This is a genomic window from Pseudomonas sp. RL_5y_Pfl2_69 (assembly GCF_963970465.1).
In the GTDB taxonomy this organism is placed as follows: domain Bacteria; phylum Pseudomonadota; class Gammaproteobacteria; order Pseudomonadales; family Pseudomonadaceae; genus Aquipseudomonas.
In genome coordinates this window covers 641692-661500 of record NZ_CAXAOU010000001.1, presented here as the reverse complement: position 1 = coordinate 661500, position 19809 = coordinate 641692, and the positions used below count along the sequence as shown (strand labels likewise).

Annotated in this window: 15 protein-coding genes and 1 tRNA gene; 6 read left to right on the top strand and 10 right to left on the bottom strand. The window is 55.9% G+C overall.

Going from position 1 to position 19809, the window contains the following annotated elements:
- Positions 1–19 precede the first annotated feature (19 nt).
- The 4 genes from AACY07_RS03120 to AACY07_RS03105 all read left to right on the top strand — a co-directional run bounded on the left by AACY07_RS03120 (position 20) and on the right by AACY07_RS03105 (position 5409).
- Positions 20–2788 (top strand): ATP-binding protein, encoded by a 2769-nt coding sequence (locus AACY07_RS03120; RefSeq protein ID WP_339473412.1) that lies wholly within the window; start codon positions 20–22, stop codon positions 2786–2788.
- Positions 2789–2799: 11 nt separating this feature from the next.
- A complete protein-coding gene (locus AACY07_RS03115; protein ID WP_339473410.1) occupies positions 2800–3996 on the top strand; it encodes an EAL domain-containing response regulator in 1197 nt (398 codons plus the stop codon).
- An 89-nt stretch (positions 3997–4085) separates the two neighbouring features.
- Positions 4086–4736 carry a response regulator gene (locus AACY07_RS03110; protein WP_339473409.1) on the top strand — a complete coding sequence of 217 codons (651 nt, stop codon included), beginning with the start codon at positions 4086–4088 and terminating at the stop codon, positions 4734–4736.
- 28 nt (positions 4737–4764) lie between these two features.
- Complete coding sequence (locus tag AACY07_RS03105) at positions 4765–5409, top strand: response regulator (protein WP_046809084.1); 645 nt, start codon at positions 4765–4767, stop codon at positions 5407–5409.
- A 10-nt stretch (positions 5410–5419) separates the two neighbouring features.
- On the opposite strand, the gene AACY07_RS03100 is transcribed toward AACY07_RS03105, so the two are convergent.
- The 6 genes from AACY07_RS03100 to AACY07_RS03075 all read right to left on the bottom strand — a co-directional run bounded on the left by AACY07_RS03100 (position 5420) and on the right by AACY07_RS03075 (position 11380).
- The gene (locus AACY07_RS03100; RefSeq protein WP_326397344.1) at positions 5420–5938 is read right to left on the bottom strand and encodes a fimbrial protein; all 519 of its coding nucleotides are present in this window, start codon (positions 5936–5938) and stop codon (positions 5420–5422) included.
- Positions 5939–5945: 7 nt separating this feature from the next.
- A complete protein-coding gene (locus AACY07_RS03095; protein WP_133076449.1) occupies positions 5946–6437 on the bottom strand; it encodes a fimbrial protein in 492 nt (163 codons plus the stop codon).
- A gap of 20 nt (positions 6438–6457) precedes the next feature.
- Positions 6458–7384, bottom strand: coding sequence for a fimbrial protein (locus tag AACY07_RS03090; protein ID WP_339473408.1), 927 nt, complete (start codon positions 7382–7384; stop codon positions 6458–6460).
- The gene (locus tag AACY07_RS03085; RefSeq protein WP_339473406.1) at positions 7377–9998 is read right to left on the bottom strand and encodes a fimbria/pilus outer membrane usher protein; all 2622 of its coding nucleotides are present in this window, start codon (positions 9996–9998) and stop codon (positions 7377–7379) included. The genes AACY07_RS03090 and AACY07_RS03085 overlap by 8 nt, the downstream gene beginning before the upstream one ends.
- Positions 9999–10033: 35 nt before the next feature.
- On the bottom strand, positions 10034–10732 hold the full coding sequence (locus AACY07_RS03080) for a fimbrial biogenesis chaperone (protein ID WP_046809089.1): 699 nt from the start codon (positions 10730–10732) through the stop codon (positions 10034–10036).
- A 66-nt stretch (positions 10733–10798) separates the two neighbouring features.
- On the bottom strand, positions 10799–11380 hold the full coding sequence (locus AACY07_RS03075) for a fimbrial protein (RefSeq protein WP_046809090.1): 582 nt from the start codon (positions 11378–11380) through the stop codon (positions 10799–10801).
- 187 nt (positions 11381–11567) lie between these two features.
- On the opposite strand from AACY07_RS03075, the gene AACY07_RS03070 reads away from it, so the two are divergent.
- Both AACY07_RS03070 and AACY07_RS03065 read left to right on the top strand, forming a co-directional pair.
- Entirely contained in the window at positions 11568–14822 is a 3255-nt protein-coding gene (locus tag AACY07_RS03070; RefSeq protein ID WP_339473405.1) for a hybrid sensor histidine kinase/response regulator, read from the top strand.
- Positions 14823–14902: 80 nt separating this feature from the next.
- Positions 14903–14978 (top strand) — tRNA-Phe (locus AACY07_RS03065).
- A gap of 152 nt (positions 14979–15130) precedes the next feature.
- Here AACY07_RS03065 and AACY07_RS24280 read toward each other — a convergent pair.
- The 4 genes from AACY07_RS24280 to AACY07_RS03050 form a co-directional block, all read right to left on the bottom strand.
- A complete protein-coding gene (locus AACY07_RS24280) occupies positions 15131–15421 on the bottom strand; it encodes a DUF3325 family protein (RefSeq protein ID WP_445261343.1) in 291 nt (96 codons plus the stop codon).
- Positions 15422–15424: 3 nt separating this feature from the next.
- A complete protein-coding gene (locus tag AACY07_RS03060; protein ID WP_339473403.1) occupies positions 15425–16948 on the bottom strand; it encodes a PepSY-associated TM helix domain-containing protein in 1524 nt (507 codons plus the stop codon).
- Positions 16948–17247 (bottom strand): hypothetical protein, encoded by a 300-nt coding sequence (locus tag AACY07_RS03055; RefSeq protein WP_326397349.1) that lies wholly within the window; start codon positions 17245–17247, stop codon positions 16948–16950. The genes AACY07_RS03060 and AACY07_RS03055 overlap by 1 nt, the downstream gene beginning before the upstream one ends.
- A gap of 75 nt (positions 17248–17322) precedes the next feature.
- Complete coding sequence (locus AACY07_RS03050; protein ID WP_339473400.1) at positions 17323–19752, bottom strand: TonB-dependent siderophore receptor; 2430 nt, start codon at positions 19750–19752, stop codon at positions 17323–17325.
- Between the last annotated feature and the right edge of the window lie 57 nt (positions 19753–19809).

Here is a 19809-nt window from a genome sequence, read left to right as displayed (position 1 = left end):
CCAGCCTCAGGCTTGCGGCATGAAATCGACCCCCCAAGCCGCTCGAAAACTTCTCCATTTATTTGCCGTTGGCCTGATCGTTGCGGTCTTTGCAGGTTCGTTCGTTTATCTGCGTTCGGTTTTTAATGAAGAGGTTTCCCAGCGCCGCAGCTTTATGAACGAGGCTGTGTTCAATGCCCAGGATTTTTTCGTCAGCCGTCAGACCTTGCTCAAGAGTCTGATGCTGGCGACTGTGCCTGATAAAAACGGAGACAAAGCGTTTGTCAGTGTTGATCCCGAAGAAGAGATAAACATCAGTCTGGCCAGTGAAACCGGCCATTGGAGCCTTTGGCTTACCCGGCGGATGATGGACTATTTGCACGAAAGCAAAGTCAATCTGCTCTATGTACCGCAAACGGATGAACCCCAAGTGGTGCGTCTGTTTGATCTTTCGTCCCGTCAGGAACCCCTGCCCAATGTTGTCTTGCAGCGGCTGGCAGATGAAGGTGGTCGTGGGGATTCCAATGATGAAGATCTGTGGCTGACTGACAATAAAGTGCTGGATTCGCCGTTTTACTTGTTCACACGGCTCGATAGCCGCAATACAGCCTCGGGCTGGTTGGGCATTGAGGTCGAGGTGCCGGATCTGGTGGAGGCATTGCGCAGTGAAAGCGCAGGCGACTTTATGTTGCTGGGCAGTCAGGGGCAGATCATTTTCACCAATGCGGCACAATCCACCCTGGTGGATTCATTGCACACCCTCGAACCCCAAAATTCTTTTGGCTTTATTGGCTCTGGCTGGTTTCCAGACAGCTTGGCCATCAGGAAAAAACTGGGCTATTCAGGCTGGCAAATTGTCTATGCCGTGGATATTCACTCTTTGCTGCCCGTATTGGGCTGGCCTTTGCTGGGGTGTGTGCTGCTATTCATTGCGGTCTGTTTAGGGCTGCACTTGCTGATCATGCGTATTGATCGGCGCTTGATTACCCCGGGCGAAAACCGCATTCAGGCACTGATTGAAAGTGAGGCTTTCAGTCGCGCCGTGTTGCAGGTTGCGCCTATTGCGCTATGTGTCATTCGCCGCACAGACGGCACGGTGGTGCTTGAAAATTCATTGTCGCAACAGTGGCTGGGGGGCAGTAGCGAGCGTGGCAAGTTATGTCATTGCTGGATTGCGCGTGCATTCGATCAGCAGGACTCGCGCAATAGCGATGAAATTGAAATGGCGGATGGTCGTCTTCTGTACCTGGCTTTTGCCCCGACGCGCTACAACGGTCAGGACGTACTGATTTGTGCGTTCAGCGACATCAGCGCACGCAAACAGATTGAAGTGACCCTGGAGCGTGCCCGGCAATTGGCGGATCGGGCCAATGAAGCCAAGACCTTGTTTCTGGCGACCATGAGTCATGAAATCCGTACCCCCTTGTACGGCGTACTGGGTACGCTCGAGTTGCTGGCGCGTACTGACCTCAACGAGCAGCAGAACAACTACTTGAAAGCCATCGAGCGCTCATCCGGTAATTTATTGCAGCTGATTTGCGACGTGCTGGATGTGTCACGAATCGAAGCAGGCCAATTGCAGCTTGAACTCAACACGTTCAACCCGATGGAGCTGATAGAGGAAGTGGTTCAAGGCTACAGTGGCGCGGCCCAGGCCAAGGGGCTGCAGTTGTTTGCCCTGATTGATTCGACCGTGCCTGAATGGCTCAGTGGCGATGTCACCCGCATTCGCCAGATTTTGAACAATTTGCTCAACAACGCGCTGAAATTCACTGACTACGGAAAAATCGTTCTGCGCCTCAGAATGGACAGCCGCGATGATGAGCGCGTGATGCTGCATTGGCAGGTTTCGGACACGGGTAAAGGCATCGCCCATGAAGAACAGGCCCATCTGTTCGAACCTTTTTATCAGGTGGAGTCGGCACAAAATGTGGTTGCCGGAACAGGCTTGGGACTGTCCATCTGCAAGCGCCTCATGCACTTGATGAACGGTACCATGCGTTTGGTCAGCGAGCCGGGCTTGGGCAGCAGTTTTACCCTGCATCTACCCTTGGTACAGGTCAAGGATGCTACGCGTTTGGGCCTCCCGGGCGAGCTGTTGCCCAGTACGGTGTATGTGGTTTCGCCCTTGCGCGAGCTGGCTGAGTGTTACTGCGCCTGGTTACGCCGCTGGGGCGCAAGGGCGCATTTAGGGGCGCCCAAACAGGGCGCCGTCGCCGATGATTCGGTCATGCTGGAGCTGCATCCAGGCTCTGCCCAGCAATCACTGGAGCCCACATGGAGAGGGCCCTTGGTGATAGCCGCCAGCGATCTGGCAGCCGTCCACACTTCAGAAAACCCTTGCTGGCAAGCGGACCTCAACAGTCTGCAGGACGTTTATCGGGCCATTTCCAAGGCTCAGGGCAGGCACGTCGGGGGCCCGCTTGAGGCTGGCGCCGCCAAGGCCGAGCTCAAACTCGACTTACACATTCTCGTCGCGGAAGACAATGTGATCAATCAGCTCATATTGCGTGATCAGCTCGAAGAACTGGGTTGCACCGTGAGCTTGGCCAGCGATGGCATCCAGGCGCTGGAGCTCTGGCAGGAAGGCAAGTTTGATCTGGTACTGACTGACGTCAACATGCCGAGAATGAATGGTTATGAGCTGGCTAGCCGACTGCGGGCGATGAATATGACGCAGCCGATCATCGGCGCTACAGCCAATGCCATGCGTGACGAAGGTGAGCGCTGCCTGAGCGCCGGGATGAATCAATGCCTGATCAAGCCTTTTACGTTACATGCCCTATACAACTGTCTTCAACACTTCTAAAGGAGGGTCCAGTGAAACCCTATCGTGTACTGGTCGTTGAGGATCATCCTTTTCAGCATGAATACCTGCTGAATGTTTTCAATGAAGTGGGTGGCTTTGCAGTTGACACTGTTTGGGACGGCGAGGGTGCATTGAAGTGCCTGGCGCGCAATGACTATGACTTGTTGCTTAGCGATTTACTGATGCCCGGCATGGATGGCGTGCAATTGATCCAGAAAGTTGCCGGGTTGAAAAAACGACCGGCACTTGCGCTGATGAGCGCCTCATCACGTCGAATGCTGATCAGTGCGGGGCTGGCGGCGAAAAACCTGGGGATTTGCGTCGTCGGATTGATCTCCAAGCCGGTCGAATTCAATGCAGTGATGCGTTTGAAAGAGCGGATGGCAATTTTTCGGGTCAATGGGGAACTGAACCCCGCGCTGGCCATAGAGGTCGACCCGCATAAAATCGAAATGGCGATGGGTAATGGCCAGATCCAGGCCTGGTTCCAGCCCAAAAAATCACTGCGCAACGGCAATATTCTCAGTGCTGAAGCACTGGTGCGCTGGGCGCACCCCGAGGCTGGCCTGTTATTGCCCAAAGACTTTCTCTCCATCCTGATTGCCCAGGGGTTGGAAGAGCGGCTGTTGTGGCTGATGCTGGAGCAAACCTTGGTGGCGCAAAGGAAATGGCGCGAGCAAGGCTGGGATATCCCGGTATCCATCAACTTGCCAACGCATTTGCTGGATAACCACGACCTGGCCGACAACTTGCGCGATTACGTGGTGGCGGATGGCGCAGAGCCGCGCAGTATTGTTTTTGAGTTGATGGAAAGCTCAACCACTGAAGAACTCAGCAATTACTACGCTGGCGCCTGTCGCTTGCGCATGATGGGCTTTGGTTTGGCTCAGGATGACTTCGGCAAGGGGTTCAGCTCCTATTTCAACCTGGTTTCAACGCCCTTCAGTGAGCTCAAAATAGACCGCTCGCTGGTGCATGGCTGTGTTGAAAATGAAAACCTGGCTTCGGCACTGCGCAGTCTCGTGGAGTTAAGTCAAAAGCTGGGCCTGACCGTGGTTGCAGAAGGTGTGGAGACACAGGCAGAGCTTGCCTTCCTGCGCAGTATCGAGTGTGACCAGGCGCAGGGTTTTCTGATTTGCGCAGCCGTATCGTGCACCGACTTTGAAACTCTTTTGCTCGAGGATAGCTCTAAGCCATCATGGGGATAGCTTGAGTCATCACTGATGGGCACCGCCCTCTGCAGGAGCACACCAGTTCCTGCAAAGTTGTGCGTGCCCTTATTACTTGGAGCCAGGCAATGCGCGAGTTAAAGGTAGTGATTGCCGATGATCATCCAGTGGTGTTGCTGGGGCTTCGGGAAGTGATTCAACGTGATGAACGTTTCATTCTGGCAGGCGAGGCGCTGAGTTCTTCGCAATTGGTCGAGCAGCTGTCGTTGCATCAACCTGCCCTGGTGATAACCGATTTCAATATGCCAGGTGATGAAATCTATGGCGACGGTCTACAACTGATCGAGTACCTCAGTGAGCAATTTCCGGCAGTGAAGATCCTGGTGCTGACGATGGTGAGCAACCAGCTGATTATTTCGCGCTTGCTGGAAATGGGGGTGGCGGGGGTGATTGCCAAAAGCCATATCCGTGAAGAAATCGGCAAGGCACTCAATGCCTTGGCCAATGATCGGACCTACAACGCACCTGCTGTGCCTGCCACGTCCGTATTGAACAACGTCAAGGTTATCGATGAGCGTTTCTCTACGCTGTCGCCCCGCGAAGTTGAGGTACTGCGCCTGGTTGTAGCAGGAAGCAGTGTGGGTGACATTGCCCGGCAACTCGAGCGCAGCGTCAAAACGGTCAGCACCCAGAAAGTGTCGGCGATGCGCAAGCTGGAGGTACAGAATGACCATGCCTTGATCACTTACTGCATCAAGGCCGATCTGTGGAACCTGTAGTCGCTGCCGACCTGGAGTCATGCACGCCATGCCGCAAATGAAAGTCTTACTGGCTGACGATCACCCGATCGTATTGATGGGGGTACGCGAAATTATTGAGCGTGACTCGCGGTTCAAGGTCGTGGGCGAGGCCATGAGCTCCTCAGAGTTGATCGACAAGATTTCGCAATTGAACCCTGACGTCATCATTACTGACTACAACATGCCGGGTGACGAGCAATACGGTGACGGTACCCGGTTGGTGGAGTATCTGCGCAGACATTTCCCCGAGCCGCGCGTATTGATCCTGACGGTCATCTCCAATCCACAGGTTCTGAGCTGGTTGTATGGGTTAGGCATCAGCGGGGTTATTTCCAAGAGCGCAGGGCTTGAGCAAATCCTGGTCGCGCTGGATGCGTTTTACCGTGATGGGCATTATCAGCAAGACACCCTTGAGGGTGCTCCAAGTGAGGATGAAGCGGGTATTTCGCAAATGCTCAGCCAATTGACGGTCAAGGAGTTTGAAGTCTTGCGCCTGTTCGCAACGGGGGTGAGTGTGGGTGAGGTTGCCCAGAGCTTGAATCGCAGCATTAAAACCATCAGTACCCTGAAGATTTCGGCAATGCGCAAGCTTAATGTCGACAACGATCAGGCGCTGCTGATCCTGTGTGTCAAAGCCAACCTGTTCGCCTGATTGTTCGGCGTTACAAATAGATCATTTCCATCAACAGCGTTGAGCTGTAGCTACCGATGGCTGGCAGTTCTTGCCCGGCTTTTACGGGGCGTACAGATAGCTGAAGTTTGAGCCGGGTGCCTTCAACCGGAAATATCAGTTGTTCGTCCAGCTTCAAATCCACCACTTTCAACGTACTGCTCATGTCGCTCAAGCGTGTTCTGAGGCCCAGCCTGTCGAGCGTAGTGCGCAGCGTGTTGCTGTCAAAAGAGCCATTGCCCGCACTGAAGCGCAAGTGCACCTGACTGCCCTTGATGCATTGGAAATCAAGGGTCACATCGGTCCAGTCGGTGATGTCCGAGTTCAGTGAATTCAGGTTCGTCTTGGGGATATCGACATTCTGCGACGTCGGGAAATTAGCCGTGCAGGGCGGTTTTATCAGCGTGCCGAGCACTTCAATCAGGGCGCCATCCTGTGCGCGGCTGGCCGAACTGTACAGCAGCGCAGCAGTAGACAGCAGTGCCACCCACAGGCTCACTCTGGCGAGCATGGACACCTCACAGGTACTCGATACTGATGACCGCTGAGGTGCTGAATGCGCCCTCAGTCAGCGCGCCCAGAGCAATCAATTTTGCTTTCAGGCTCAGGTCGACCGTACCGCTCTGGTTGGTCAGGTTTCGTTTGACCCCGGTAATGTTGGCAGCCGTGCTGTCGCTGTTCCAGAGCAGTGAATAACCCAGATTGGCTTTGCCCGTTGCCGCTTGTGTGGTTGAGCCCTGAATCGTGCGGGCAGCCAGAATGCTGACGGCCAGAACCGAGTTGGCCGGGCAGGTCATGATGAGGGGGATATCTATCAGCCCGGCATCGGCAACCTGGTCATAACGCAGGCTGCCGAAGTTGGCGGTCAGCGTCTTGTTGCTGGTCAGGGTGCAGGGCGGGCGCGTCAGAGTCCCGCTCAGGTTGATGGTCACGGTGTCAGTGGCGGCGTTGGCGGCTGTGCAGAGCAAGCCCGCAAAAAGTGCAGCGGTCATCGACGTGGATATTTTCATGGTTGAGTTCCTGCGCCTGATCAGAGATAGGTGATGTTGAGGGTGTACTGACTGGAGAAATTGCCGGTTGGCGAAACGCTGGTGTTCAGACGTGGCCGAAAGCCCAGGCGAATGGTGTTGGTACCGGTTGTGAGCGGCAGCGTACGGGGACTGTTGAAGGTGACTGCGGTGTTGTTGTCGGCCCAGGTGGCCGCCATCGACAGCCCTGCGAGGGTGGTGGCAGAGACCCCCGGGCTGCCGCTGATGGCGGCCTGGGTAGGCACCAGCGTGGCAGTCGCCTGAGTACCGCGAGTGCAGTTCATCGTGACATTGGCGATTTGCTGGGAGCTGGCAAAGTCGTTGCTGCTGAGTGTGCCGAAGGGCAGGTTGAGGGTTTTTGCCGAGCCCATCGAGCAGGCGGGCTGGATGACCCGGAAGCTGAGAATGACCGTCTGCAGGTAGTCGCCGTAGGCTTCATAACCTCGGATTGAGGTGTCTGTGAGCGAAACGCTGACCATATAGTCGCCGGGGGTCACGGGGGCTGTTCCAAGAAGCAGCACATTGTAGGAAAAGGTGTTACCTACAAATAATTGAACGCAGCTTGAAGGCATGCATGTACTGCTCGCAGTCCCTATCGGAAGCTCAGGCACCATCAAGCCCGAGTTGGTATGGAACACTTGAACCTTGCTGCCTCTGCCAGAGTTGTAGAACTGGCTGTGCTGCAATGAAGCACCATAGGGGTACCAACGTGTAACCCGGCAGTTGGCAGTCATGTTGGCGGTGTAGTTCGTTGATGGCGCCAGATCGCCCAGTTGAATAATGCCGGTGGTACCCGTAGCCGTGCACGCGAGGTTGTTTTGGATCAACGCAAAGGCCTGTTGGCTGACCAGGCTGAGCAGCATGCACAGTAGCAACAAGCTACCTTTGAAAAGGCTCAGGCGAGATGATTTGACGGTTGAATCACGCATCGGGAGTCCTTGGGGTGTCTGCAGGTTTTGCATCGCAACTGACGTGCAGTTGTCCGATGCCTGTCTCTGACAGGTTGTAAGTATTGAGATCCAGGTCTTTGGTGCACCACGGCTGGCCGTTGACGTTGATCATCAGCCGCGCCTTGTCGGGTACGCCGGTCATGAATACCCGGCCCTTGTCGGCAACCATCGCACTGCTCAGCAAGGTGCCGTTGAGGTCATAGAGCTGCGCTTCTGCGGCAAAAGGTGCTGGCTTGCCATTGCTTGCACTGACGGTGACCAGCAGGCGACGGCCGTTGTGGGTCTCGAAATTGGCCAGCACAAAGGCTCCACGGTTGGGGGTGACTTCCTGGACCAGGTTGGCGATATCGGTGTTGTCCGAGAGCGAGTCGGTGTTGAGCGATACCTTGTTTTTCCTGTACGGCTGGGCCGAAGGGATAATCGTGTAGCCGCTGCCGTTGGTCTTGATCCCGCTTTTGGTCAGCACGCCCACATCGGCGGCACCGGGTGTGGCAACGATGATGTTGGTCTCGCCCAATGGCTGGGTGAACATCACTGTGTTGCGTATGGCCACCACCGCACCTTCCACGCCGTAGTCCGTCTGGCGTGTGTTTTGATCCTTGTTGTATGAACCGTGCCAGATGGCATTGGCCGCGTTGTAACGGGCCGCCACCGAACCACCGAGCACACGATCGTCATCACTGACTTGCTGGTTGATGCCCAGGTTGTAAGACAGGGCATCGTCCTTGAGCTGCGAGCCGCTGAAGGTGGCGTTGCGGCTGGCATTACCGCCCGAATCCTGGTTGGTGCTGAAACCGATCCGGCTGCTGCTGCCCGGGTTGCCCAACGGCAGGCTGACGCTCAGCGATACGCTGCGAATGTCATCACCGGTGCCGCTGTTCTGTGCCAGGCCCAGGTTGTAAGAGGCGCTGCCGACACTGAAGCTGTAGCCCAACTGAACGGACGTATTGCTCTTGGCCCGGTTCCAGTAATCGGTTTTGGTCAGGTTGGCGTACATGCCGCCATAGGTGCCAAATTGTTGCGACACATTGGCGGTAAAGCTGCTTTTCATGTGGCCGGTCAAGTACGGTGAAAACATTGCACTGCTGTTCTGCATTTCATCCGCATAGGGCGCGAGTGAGTTGTTGGAGCGTGCGTTGATCGCCTCGTTAAAGCTGTAATAACCGCTGGTGGAGTAGCGGTAGCCGATCAGGCTGAAACTGGTATCGGTCAGGTCAATGGACTTGGAGTAACGAAAGCGATAGGACTGCCCGCTCAAAGTCTTGGCGTCGGTGCCCATGTCGTCGCTGATGGCATGGGTCACGTCCAGTGAAATGGCACCAAAGCCCGCAAAGTCGTGGGCAAAACCCAGCAGCGCCGATTTGTACTGTTCGCTGACGATGCTACCGCCAAACAGTGTGGTGCCTTCGGTCAGCCCGCGGCGATAGGTGCCCTGGACAAACTCTGGCTTTGGCGAGTTCTGCGCGCCATCGGCCGGGCGATACTGGCCTGCGGTCACGGCGTAGCTTTGCTGGCCTTCTCGCAGCATGTACGGCACGGACGAGAACGACTGGATGTACACCTGGCGCTCGCCATTGGGACCCTCAATGGTGACTTCGATATCGCCGTTGCCGGAGGTCGAGTACAGGTCTTTGAGGGCGAACGGGCCTGAAGGTACCCATTGCTCACTGATCACGTAACCGCGCTGGCGCAACGTCACCAGCGAGCGGCCATTGGCAACTCCGCGCACTACGGGTGCGAAGTTGCGCGCGTCGTCGGGCAGCATGTCCAGATCAGAGGCAATACCCACGCCCCGGTAAGAAATAGTGTCAAACAAATCACTGTCGGTTGCGCTCTCACCCACCGTGGCGATGGCCATCAGGTTACCCAGGTCACGCTGCACATACGTGTCTACGGACTTCCAGTTACCATCGATCTGGGTGTTTTTTTGCCAGGTGGAGAAGTTACGAAAGCGCCACGCGCCACTATTGAACCCGCTGTGCACACTGCCGAACTGTGATTGACGACTACCGAACTGGTTCTCGTAGTTACTGCCGGAAAAACTGTAATTGGCAAAAGCCACCTGCTCGCCGTCGCTCCAGGTTTTGCGGCGTGTCTCGAAAGGAACGCTGCCGATATAGGCCTGGGGAACTTGCAGATTCAGATGCTGCTTGTTGAAGTCGTAGTCATAGGTGACCCCGGTAAGGTCACGGTTGAAATACACGCAATTGTCAGTGCTGATGTCGGCGTTTTTCAGACGTGCCGGATCAACACCCAAATCTGTCAGGCCTTGAAGACTGAAGCAGGGGAACAGGCCGTTTGGAGTCGAAACCTGGCTCGCTGTCTCGCGAATAAAATGCAGGTCGCGTTGCTCAACAAGCCGGTCGTCCACTGACAGGTCAACCCGGTAAATACCAGGCAGTTGCCCCTGACTCATGGCTTTTACTTGCTCGGCCACTTCGGTCGAAGCATTACCGCCGCCAATTTCCAGAAAGGAAGAATCGAAGCTGTAGTCGGCATGGACCACGTTCGATGTCAGGCCTGCAGCGCCCAGGGTGACGATGCTCCAACACTTTATTCTGCGCGCGAAAGCGCACATGCGCAGTCGCAGCATGAGGGAGTCCTTCCAGTCGACGGATTATTCAGTCATCAGTGCGGGGTAACGGGAGCTGCCTTGACCGTGCTGCCGTACTCGTTGATGTAGCTGAGTACCAGCGAGTCGCTGTTCTTGATGGCCGTGCCGGTGGTCACCGTGCTGCCCGGCTTGATCACTTCGGGTATGTCTTTGCTGGCGGTGTTGTTGATCAACAGCTCACTGACCACAACGTTGAAACCCGACGGGTTATGCACCGTCAGTTTTCCACCTTGCGTACCCCACTGAAGTTTCTCTACCGCTTCGGGCAATGTGCCTTTCAAGTTTGCGGGGCGATAAAACAATTTGATCGTGGTCTTGAGTGCGATTTGCAGCACGTTTTGATTACGCTGCTCTTCACTCTTGGCTGGGATGGCTTTGACATTGAGCAAAAACAGACTTTCTTTATCACTGGGCAGGTTCTGCGCATTGGTGGCAATCACCCGCAAAATGTTCTGGCCCTTGGCGTCCAGGCGAAACAGGGGCGGGGTGACAATAAATTCGTCCGCGCTTGCATCGCGATTGTCGAATGGGCTGACCCACGACTGAACCAGATAGGGCACGCCGTCATCGCCCGAGTTTGAAAGTACCAGGTTGGCTTCCTTCTCCTTGCTTTGATACACAACGCGCGTGGAGCCCACATTGACGCCTGCCTGAACCTGAGGCAGCCAGAAGCCCGCTGCCAGAGCCAAAAAGGCTGCAACTTTTAAACGCATGAAGGTGTCCTCTTGTTAACGCCAGAGCTCGCGATAAGCCGCGAGCTCTCTCGTTAAAAACATGAATTACTTGTAGGTAACGTCGAAGCTGGCCAATGCGTTGACTTTACCGGTACCGATACCGCGTACACCTGGGGTGTCTTCCGACGCTTCGGTGTCGGCAACCAGACGTACATAGGACGCGGTGAAGTCAAACGTGTTGGACTGTGGACGCAATACGTAATCGTTGCTGGCAGTGTTCAATGGCAACTTGTTACCTGTACGGGCATCGTTGATCTGGATGCCGACGCCGCTCACCTGGTTTTCACCGGTCATGCCCAGCACGGTTGCATCAGTGCCGGACTGCTGGCCGCTAAACTTGATGGAAGCGTTTTTCAGGGTTGAACCGCTGCAGTTTTCCAGCGAGATCGAGAACGGTGTGGCACCGGCAGTGGCGACAGCGCCCACGGTGTTCGGGAAGTCGGCGATGCGAACCTGACCCATATCAACGGCTTTTTTCACGCTTTCGCTGTTGATGGTGCAAGCGTTGTCGTTGATGGTGCCAGTGAACTCAACCTGGCCATCAGCGGCTTGCGCGGTAGCGGCAGCCATGGCGATCAGTAGCGAAGAACCACAAAGCGCAGTGTATTTACCGATTTTTTGAAACATGTGAGATGACCTCTCCAGACGTGTGATGTGTGTTACCCATTTTTTATTGCCCCCTCCTGTTCACGGCTTGCCGCAGCAGGTGTTACACAGGATGCAATTAGAAGTGGCTGGACCCCATCAGACGATTCCTGTTCTGGCTGTCTCTGTATCCTTGACCCGCAAAGTTCCTGCTAGAGCGGCAATAATCATGAAGCAAGAAAAGGCACGCCTCGGTGCATTGGCACTGAGCTCACTGCGACTGAACAAACTGCTGCTCCTGTTGACCGGGCTTGCCCTGCTATTGGTGAGCATGAGTTATTGGGCTGTGAACCGGGTGTTGAAGGAAGAGGGCGAGAAGACCGATTTTCACTTCGCACGGCTGATGGAAAGCATTCATGAACATGAAGCCTTTTTACGTATTGCCGCACAGAGCTACAGCCAGTCCAACGAAAACCTGCTGATAGACAACCAGCCTAGCTCGCACCTGGCACTCATCCGTCAGGGGGATGAGCGTTTGTTCCAGAACCGCGACACGGCCAAGTCATTGCCCTTCACGGTGAGCCAGCGAGACAAGTACACCCATGAAGATATGCAGGGTGTTTACTCGTTTGGTGTGCAGTTGACCGATTTGTTCACGGCTTACTGGTCTGATTCACACTATGTGGCACCGCAGGTATTTGTGTTTTCTCCCAGCGATCAATTCACCATTGCGGTGCCCGGAATTGATGGCACCCGGCAGTACCCCATACTCCTCAAAAACAACTTTTTCGACGTGTCCAAGCGTTTGTACGATGAGCTTGTAGCGCACAGCCATGAGCTCGGCGGTGATGAGCTGATCTGGTTAAGAGCCCCACAGGGGCTGATTCAAAAGCGCAGGTACATTGTGGGCGCTATCGGTCTTAACCTGTCCCGTCACTTTATGCCGCCGGGGGGTGAGGGCAATGACTCGGTCATTCTGAGTGCCTTGCTGGATGTCAGCGACATCAGTGATCTGGAGCGTTTGTTGATGCACCCCACCAACAGTCGCCTGACTTTGATCTCGCCTGCGGGTGATGTGTTGCTGGGTGAGGTTCAGGACGTCGAGGAGTTACCGCTGGGCTTGAGCATTACCCGCAACGGTCTGCGCTTCAAGTTGAGTTCGGGTGGGGCTACGCCCTGGATTGGGTTGTATGCAATCAGCTATCAGAATTTTTTTGGCTATGCCAAATGGCCTTTGGCGGGAGCTGTTGGCCTGCTTCTGCTGTTTGTATTGATTGGCTGGCGCGTCAACCGCTGGTATCGCATGCAAATTATCGAGCCCGCACAGCGGTCCAACCAATCCCTGACTGAAAGCGAAGAATTCAACCGGGTCATGCTTGATAACGCACCCGTAGGCCTGTGTGTGGTTGAGCGCGGTACCGGGATCGTATTACTGGAAAATAAGCGGGCGCAGCAATGGCAGGGGACCCCTGAACTCATTGCCTTGTTGAAGCGCGATTATGGTGAACACGAGTTGGGCGAGATACAGCTCGAAGTTTCGGGACGTCATCTTCAGGCCTGTTTCGCCTTCACCCGTTACAAAGGCAAAGACGTAGTGCTCTGCGGTTTCAACGACATCACCCGGCATGTGGATGACGCCAACTTGATGGAGCAGGCACGTCGTTCGGCCGACGAAGCCAGCAAGGCTAAAACCCTGTTCCTGGCCACCATGAGCCATGAAATTCGCACGCCTCTGTATGGGGTGCTTGGCAATCTTGAACTCCTTGAACTAACGCCCCTGAGTGAGCGCCAGCATGAATACCTGCACACCATTCAGCGCTCATCAGCGGTTTTGTTTCAGTTGATCAGCGATGTGCTGGACGTGTCCAAGATCGAGTCCGGACAAATGGCGGTCGATGCTCAAACATTCTGCCCTCTGGATTTATTCGAAGATTGCGTGCGCAGTTATTCGGCTGCTGCGAGCAACAAGGGATTGAAAATATTCGCCTGTGCCGACGCGACCTTGCCACCACTCTTGTGCGCAGACGCGGTGCGTATCCGGCAAATCATCGACAACCTGCTAAGTAACGCGATCAAGTTCACCGAGACCGGCTGGGTTGTCTTCAGGCTCAAGGTGGTCGGTATTGAGCACGGCCAGGCGTCATTGCAGTGGCAGGTTTCCGATACCGGCGTGGGGATCAGCGAGGAGCAACTGACTCGCCTGTTCAAGCCCTTTTCGCAGGTGGGTGGCAGTGAGCGTGCAGGGGGGGCCGGGCTGGGCCTGTCTATTTGTGCCCGACTGAGCGAGATGATGGGTGCCACGTTGCGGGTGGTCAGTGAGCCGGGGCTGGGCAGCAGTTTCTCGTTGCATACGAATTTGCCGGTTATTGCAGGCTCGCTGGATAACAGCGCCGATATCGACCTTGAGGGTGTGAGTGTCTATGTGCGTACTCCGCGCAATGATATCGGACAGCTTCTGGTCGACTGGTTAAGCCGTTGGGGGGCGCGTGCTCAAGTATTTCCGGCAACGGATACCCCGGACAGCCAGGCCATTTTGCTGGATGTTGATCCTGACCCGCAGCTCTCGCTGCCCTGGTCGGGTGAGCGTGTGATTGCAACCGAAACGGGCCGTAGCCAGCCGCAAAAGACAGAGCGTGGCTGGGAGATCAATGCCTATGACATTCGTGCCATTGCCAGAACGCTGATGCAGGTTGCACACGGCACCGTGCAACAGACGATCTCCAGTGTGCAGCGACCCCTTGGGCGCCTGGACCTGAGCGTTCTGGTGGCGGAAGACAATCCCGTCAACCGGGAGATTCTCAAGGAGCAGCTTAAGGCGTTGGGCGTGCAAGTGACGTTGGCTGAGGATGGTGAGCAAGCCTTGTTGCGCTGGAATGAGGCGTCGTTCGATTTGGTGATCACCGACGTCAACATGCCCAGGCTCGATGGCTATCAGCTGACACGCCGCTTGCGCGAGCTTGACCCTCTGGTGCCGATTATTGGTGTCACAGCCAATGCGATGCGAGAGGAGGGAGAGCAATGCCTGAAGGCCGGGATGAACGTCTGGCTGGTCAAACCGCTGAGTCTGACAACCTTGCGCCAGACCTTGTCAGTCTACTGTTCCCGGTCAGCACAACCGCAGCCGCCCACGTTGCAGGCTGGCGAAGAGGTTGTGCAAAAAGATGATCTTGAAGACTGGATTACGCTTTCACCGAGCATGCACCGATTGTTTATCACCACCATGCATCAAGATCTGGCGCAGGCGCAGCAGGCTTTGCAAGAAGCCAATACATCGAAATTGCTCAATCATGTACACCGTATGCATGGCTCTTTTGCCACGGTAGGCGCTGTCGCTTTAGCGGCGGCCTGTAATGAGTGCGAAATCGGTTTGTTGCGTGAGCCCTTGAGTACAGAGTCTGCCAGCAGAATCCAGGCGTTGTTGAAACGCTTGCACCGTGCAGTGTCCAGGCTGGTTGACGGGGAGTTGTATCCCAACGGCGGATAATCGTAACCGATGGTATTCATTGATCTTTTTTTATTTGTTGCTTGACGTCTCTGCTGTAAAGAACGTTTAATTACGGCCTTGCCCAGATAGCTCAGTCGGTAGAGCAGGGGATTGAAAATCCCCGTGTCGGCGGTTCGATTCCGTCTCTGGGCACCACTACATAGAAAACCCCTGATGCCTGATGGCTTCGGGGGTTTTTTGTTTCTGGTCGCTGCAGTGATTCGATGGTCTTGACGTGCCTGTTGTGCTGGCGCTTTTTTTAAGAGCGGTTCAAGTGTTCTTGAGGTATTTAAGCTGCAAGCGCCTGACTACTCTTTTCTCTGATGTGTGTACCAGCAGAGGATCATCGTCACGCCAATACCTGACGGTGTAATCGCCAGCGTCCAGATTACCGCTCCCATGACAACTCCCTGGTTTGTCAGGCTCAACAGCAGACTCAAGGCCAGTAACAGCGTTGCGCCGCAACGCAATACTCGTGTTGTGGGACTCTTGCGGGTAAGCGTGATCCTGCGAGAGTGGGGGATTTGACTGAGTGCTAGCGCGCTGAGCCCCATTATCATTAAGCCGAACGCCGCGATATCCGATAGCCAGTCAGCCATTTTTCACCTTGTCAGGCGCTTGCGACGGAGCAGGCGCCAACCAATGACTCCCGCGAGCAACGCGATGAGCATTAATGCCAGATCCACGCCCGCCACCGCCGGGAGCCCCCGCTTCATCGACTGCAATGGATGGTCGCCCGTGCTCCAGGCATTGGAGAACACTGCCAGCAGCGCCATTGCGCTGATCACCAGCAGGTGCTCTGCCCAGGGCGCGCGCGATTGTGCTGAACGCCGGATAGCCCACAGGGTATGCATGATCGCCAGTAACCAGACCCAGTAGAAAAGGGTGATTTCCCAGTTCGCACGGTCAGCCAGGCCGATAGGTAGCAATCGATTGGCCACCAGCATGGCCAGGGTGGCCAATGGCATTCCAGTGATCATCGCGCTGCTGAACAGCGTCATCGATACCACGCTCCACCGCCCGGCAGCCTGCTGCAGGCGGCGCTTTTCCAGCCAGTACAGCAGGCCGCTGCCGAGCATCACGCAACCACTCAAACCTGCAAAAAAATACAAGGCGCGCAGCCACGGTTGCTGAAAGTGGGTTACGTGCAACCCGGCCAGAAACTTGAAGGTCGCGGCCGCTGCAGGCAATCGGGATTCGTGCAGCAGATGTGCGCTGGCGCCATCGAAGTACAGGGTTTGCCCATCCTGACTCATGCGGTCAGCCAACGAGCGGCTGACCTCAACGTAGGCATTGGCATCTCCAGGGTGCCAGACCCTGACAAACGCCGGTTCACCATTGCCCCAATGCAATCGCGCTTGCGCCATCATCTGATCCAGCGAGGCCAATGACCCCGGTGTACCCAGTGCCGGGCGACTGTACGCTGCGTCCGCCTCCTGGCCAAACTGATAGGGCTGGTCCTGATACACCGCCAGGATGCCGGCAGGAAGGTACAGCGGGAACAGGATCAAAAGCCCCGACAACAGGATGATGAAGTGAAAAGGCAGGGCAAACACACCGGTCAGGTTGTGCATGTCCAACAACCGCCTGGGTAATTTGTCTACCCGTAGCGTGAACAGGTCCTGAAACAGGCGTGTATGGATGCATACGCCAGCAATCAGCGCGATTAGCCCCAGCATGGCGGCAAGGCCAACCAGACGCGTACCGATGCTCCAGAAGTTGATGTTGAGGGTGTAATGCAACCGGTAAAAAAAATCGCCGCCGCGGCTTCCGGCCTCCGGCAGCACTCGGTCTTCTCCTGGCGCCAAAAAGCGACTCAATCCCTGACGGTCCTGGGTCCATGCTTGAAATCGAATCACCGGTCGGCGCTTGTCAGGCAGTTCCACGTACCACTGCAGCAGCGGTTTGCCCTGGGTCAAGCTGGCAACGTGGGGGACCACTCGCTGGTCCAGTGACAGTGGGGTGTCAACCGATGCCAGGCGAATCTGCGGCAACATCCAACTGTCCAGCTCACGGTCATACACCGCCAGGCTGCCCATGAAAAATGCGATCAGCAGCAGTCCGGAAAAACCGATTCCGATTATTCGATGCATCCACAGCAGCGCTTGACGAACACGGGTGAACATCAGACGCCTGCCTCCATGAAAAAAGTGCTTGTCCACATCACAAGCGATGCACTCGCCACCCGTACGCAATTGCGCGTTCCACGCGGTGCGCTGAACAGCCACAGCACCAGCCAAGGAAAGAGTGCAAAGCAGGCGATCGAACTGATCAGCACCGCTTCACTGGGCTGGACATGGGCGTGCACCAGGCACAACGCCAAGAATCGGTTCAGTTCCCAGCATGAGAGGTAACTGAGCAGCAACACCAGCACCAGCCACACGCTGCGCAGTAGCCCCGGATGTTTTCCTGCGGTTCGTCTCACCACTGCCTCCCTGATCGCGGACCCTGTGGCCGACTCAAAAAAAAACCATGCCGGGTAACTGATGGGCTGCTGCAATTAAAACTTGGCGCGCAGGGTTATGGACACAGCACGGGGGTCTCCGAAGATATTCCCGTCCTGGAAGGTGTTGATGCGCTGGAAATATTTCTTGTCGGTCAGGTTGGTAGCGAGCAGATCAGCAGAGAGATTTTGCGTGATCTGATAGCCAATGCCCGCATCGTACAAGGCGTACCCGCTCTGACGAAGTTTGGTGCCGTCCATGCCGATGCCAGGGACATCCAGTTTGTTGTAGGTCTCGCTGACGATGCTGGCACCACCCTGGACACTCCACTTTTCCAACTCGCCGGGCAGTTTGTATAGGCTCCAGACCCGCAGCATGTTTTTCGGCAGGTAGGTCTGCAGTTGCTCGTTGGGGCTGTCATAACGTTTGTAGGTATGGGTGAAGTTCGCGCTAAGGAACCAGTCAGGGGTCATTTGCCCATTCACCTCAGCCTCGAATCCGCGGGTGCGAGCCTTGCCGCTGGCAACCACGGCCAGAAAACTAGGATCGTTCATGTCCGGAATCGCGCGGTTCTCTTCTTCGATCTGGAACGCTGCCAGCGAGGCGTTCAACGCGCCATCGAGGAATTCGGCCTTGATCCCCAGTTCGTGCTGCTTGCCTTCCAGTGGTTTGAGTATCTTGTTATTAACGTCCAGGTTGCTGACGGCTTGCGGCTGGAATACCCCGGAGTAGTTGGCATACAGCGAGTAGTTATCGTTGAGGTCGTAGATCAGCCCGTAAAACGGAGTGAACTTCTGCGACACGCTCTCTGCGTTCTTTTGCGCCGGTGAACCAGCCTGGGGCTGGTGCTGGCTGCGGTGCATCTCAAGCCAGGTCACGCGCCCGCCAAGCACCAGCGTCAGAGGGTCGGCCAGGCTCAAGCGGACGTTGCTGTAAATCGCTTTTGCGCGGGTGTTGGCAACGCTGGTCGGCAACTTGTCCGATTCGGCAAAGGCCGGATAGGCAAAGTCAGGCTGGGGGTCGTAGAGGTCGACATCACCCAGGAAGTCCGAGTAATAACCGCCGTTCGATGCAAACTCGGAGCGCGAATAGTTGGCGCCTACCAGCATCGTGTGTTCACGCCCAAGGAAGTTGAACGGGCCGTCGACGTAGATGTCGGCCTCGTCTTGTTTCTCTCGATAATCAAACATGATCGAGTTCATGGACACCAGATTGTCGGCGGGGTCTATGCCCCCACCATTGCGTGCGTAAGCTTGGGTCAAGTCGTAGTTGTTGTCGGCGTGTCGCAGGGAGAGTTTGGTTTTCCAGCCATCCCCCAGCTGGTGCTCGATTTCGGTGAAAACAGCGGTGCTCCAGAAATAGTCCCGGTTCCAGTCTTCACCGTAAAAATTCTTGCGCGACACGTTTGGCAGCGACATTGCGGCCTCACCGGCAGCGTTGGTGTAGCGATAGGCAGGCAGGGAGCGCTGGGCGCCACGGATGTCGGTGTTCTGGTTGCTGGCACCAATGGTCCAGACCGTATCTGGCGTCAGGTCTATATCGACGATGCCGTAGGCTTGATTCGATTCGCGCTTGCCGCCACCGTCGTAGTAGAAGCCTTTCTTGTGCTCGCTGAGCACCAGGCGTGCGCGTACATTACCGCTCTCTGTCAGCGGGCCGGTGACATCGACCATGCCACGGTAGTCATCCCAGGAGCCGGCGCTGATCTCTGTTGAAACCGCCGTCTCGGCCGACGGCCGTTTGCGCACCAGGTTGATACTGCCGCCAGGACCGCCGGCGCCAGTCAGGCTGCCAGATGGACCCTTGAGTACTTCAACGCGGTCGTACATGGTCAGGTCGGGCGATAAAAAAACCCTGTTGTCCATGGTAGTCGGCGTACCGTCCAACTGCAGTGAGGTCATTTCAAAACCGCGGGAGAAAAAACTCAGGCGGCTGGCGTCGATACGCTGAACGGTGACACCGCCCACCTTGCCCAGTGCATCTTCGAGGGTGTAGAGGTTTTGCTTCTGAATACGCTCCTGGCCGATGACGTTGATCGTTTGAGGCACCTCTCGCAGATGCAGCGGGACTTTGGTTCCTACCGATACGGTCGGTGCCTCGGTCTGCATTCCAACAATCGCCTGCGCCGGCAACGTCATGCTACCCAGTGGGTCCAGCGTCAAGGCGCCACCCGCAGTCGTGCGTACGGACAATCCACTGCCTTCAATCGCAAGCTGTGCAGCCTGCTCTGCATTCATTGTTCCCTTGATGGCCGGAGCACGGAGCCCGTCGACGAGATTCGGGGCATAAATGATTTCGTTGCCGCTCTGGCGGGCGATGCGATCGAGTGTCCCCACCAGGGTGTCTGCAGGCAAGTCGAAGTGTTGTTGAGATGCGCTGCCCGTTGCAGGTGATTGCGCGTGGCTGGTCGAAGCGTGACCCAGGATAAGCAAAAAAGACAAACACACAGGCGTCAGCCTGAACGCAGTGTTAAAGCGATTGGACATGGGTAACTCCGTGTTGGCGGCTCCGCTTTTATTAGCGGTTAATTCCTATGTCCAACG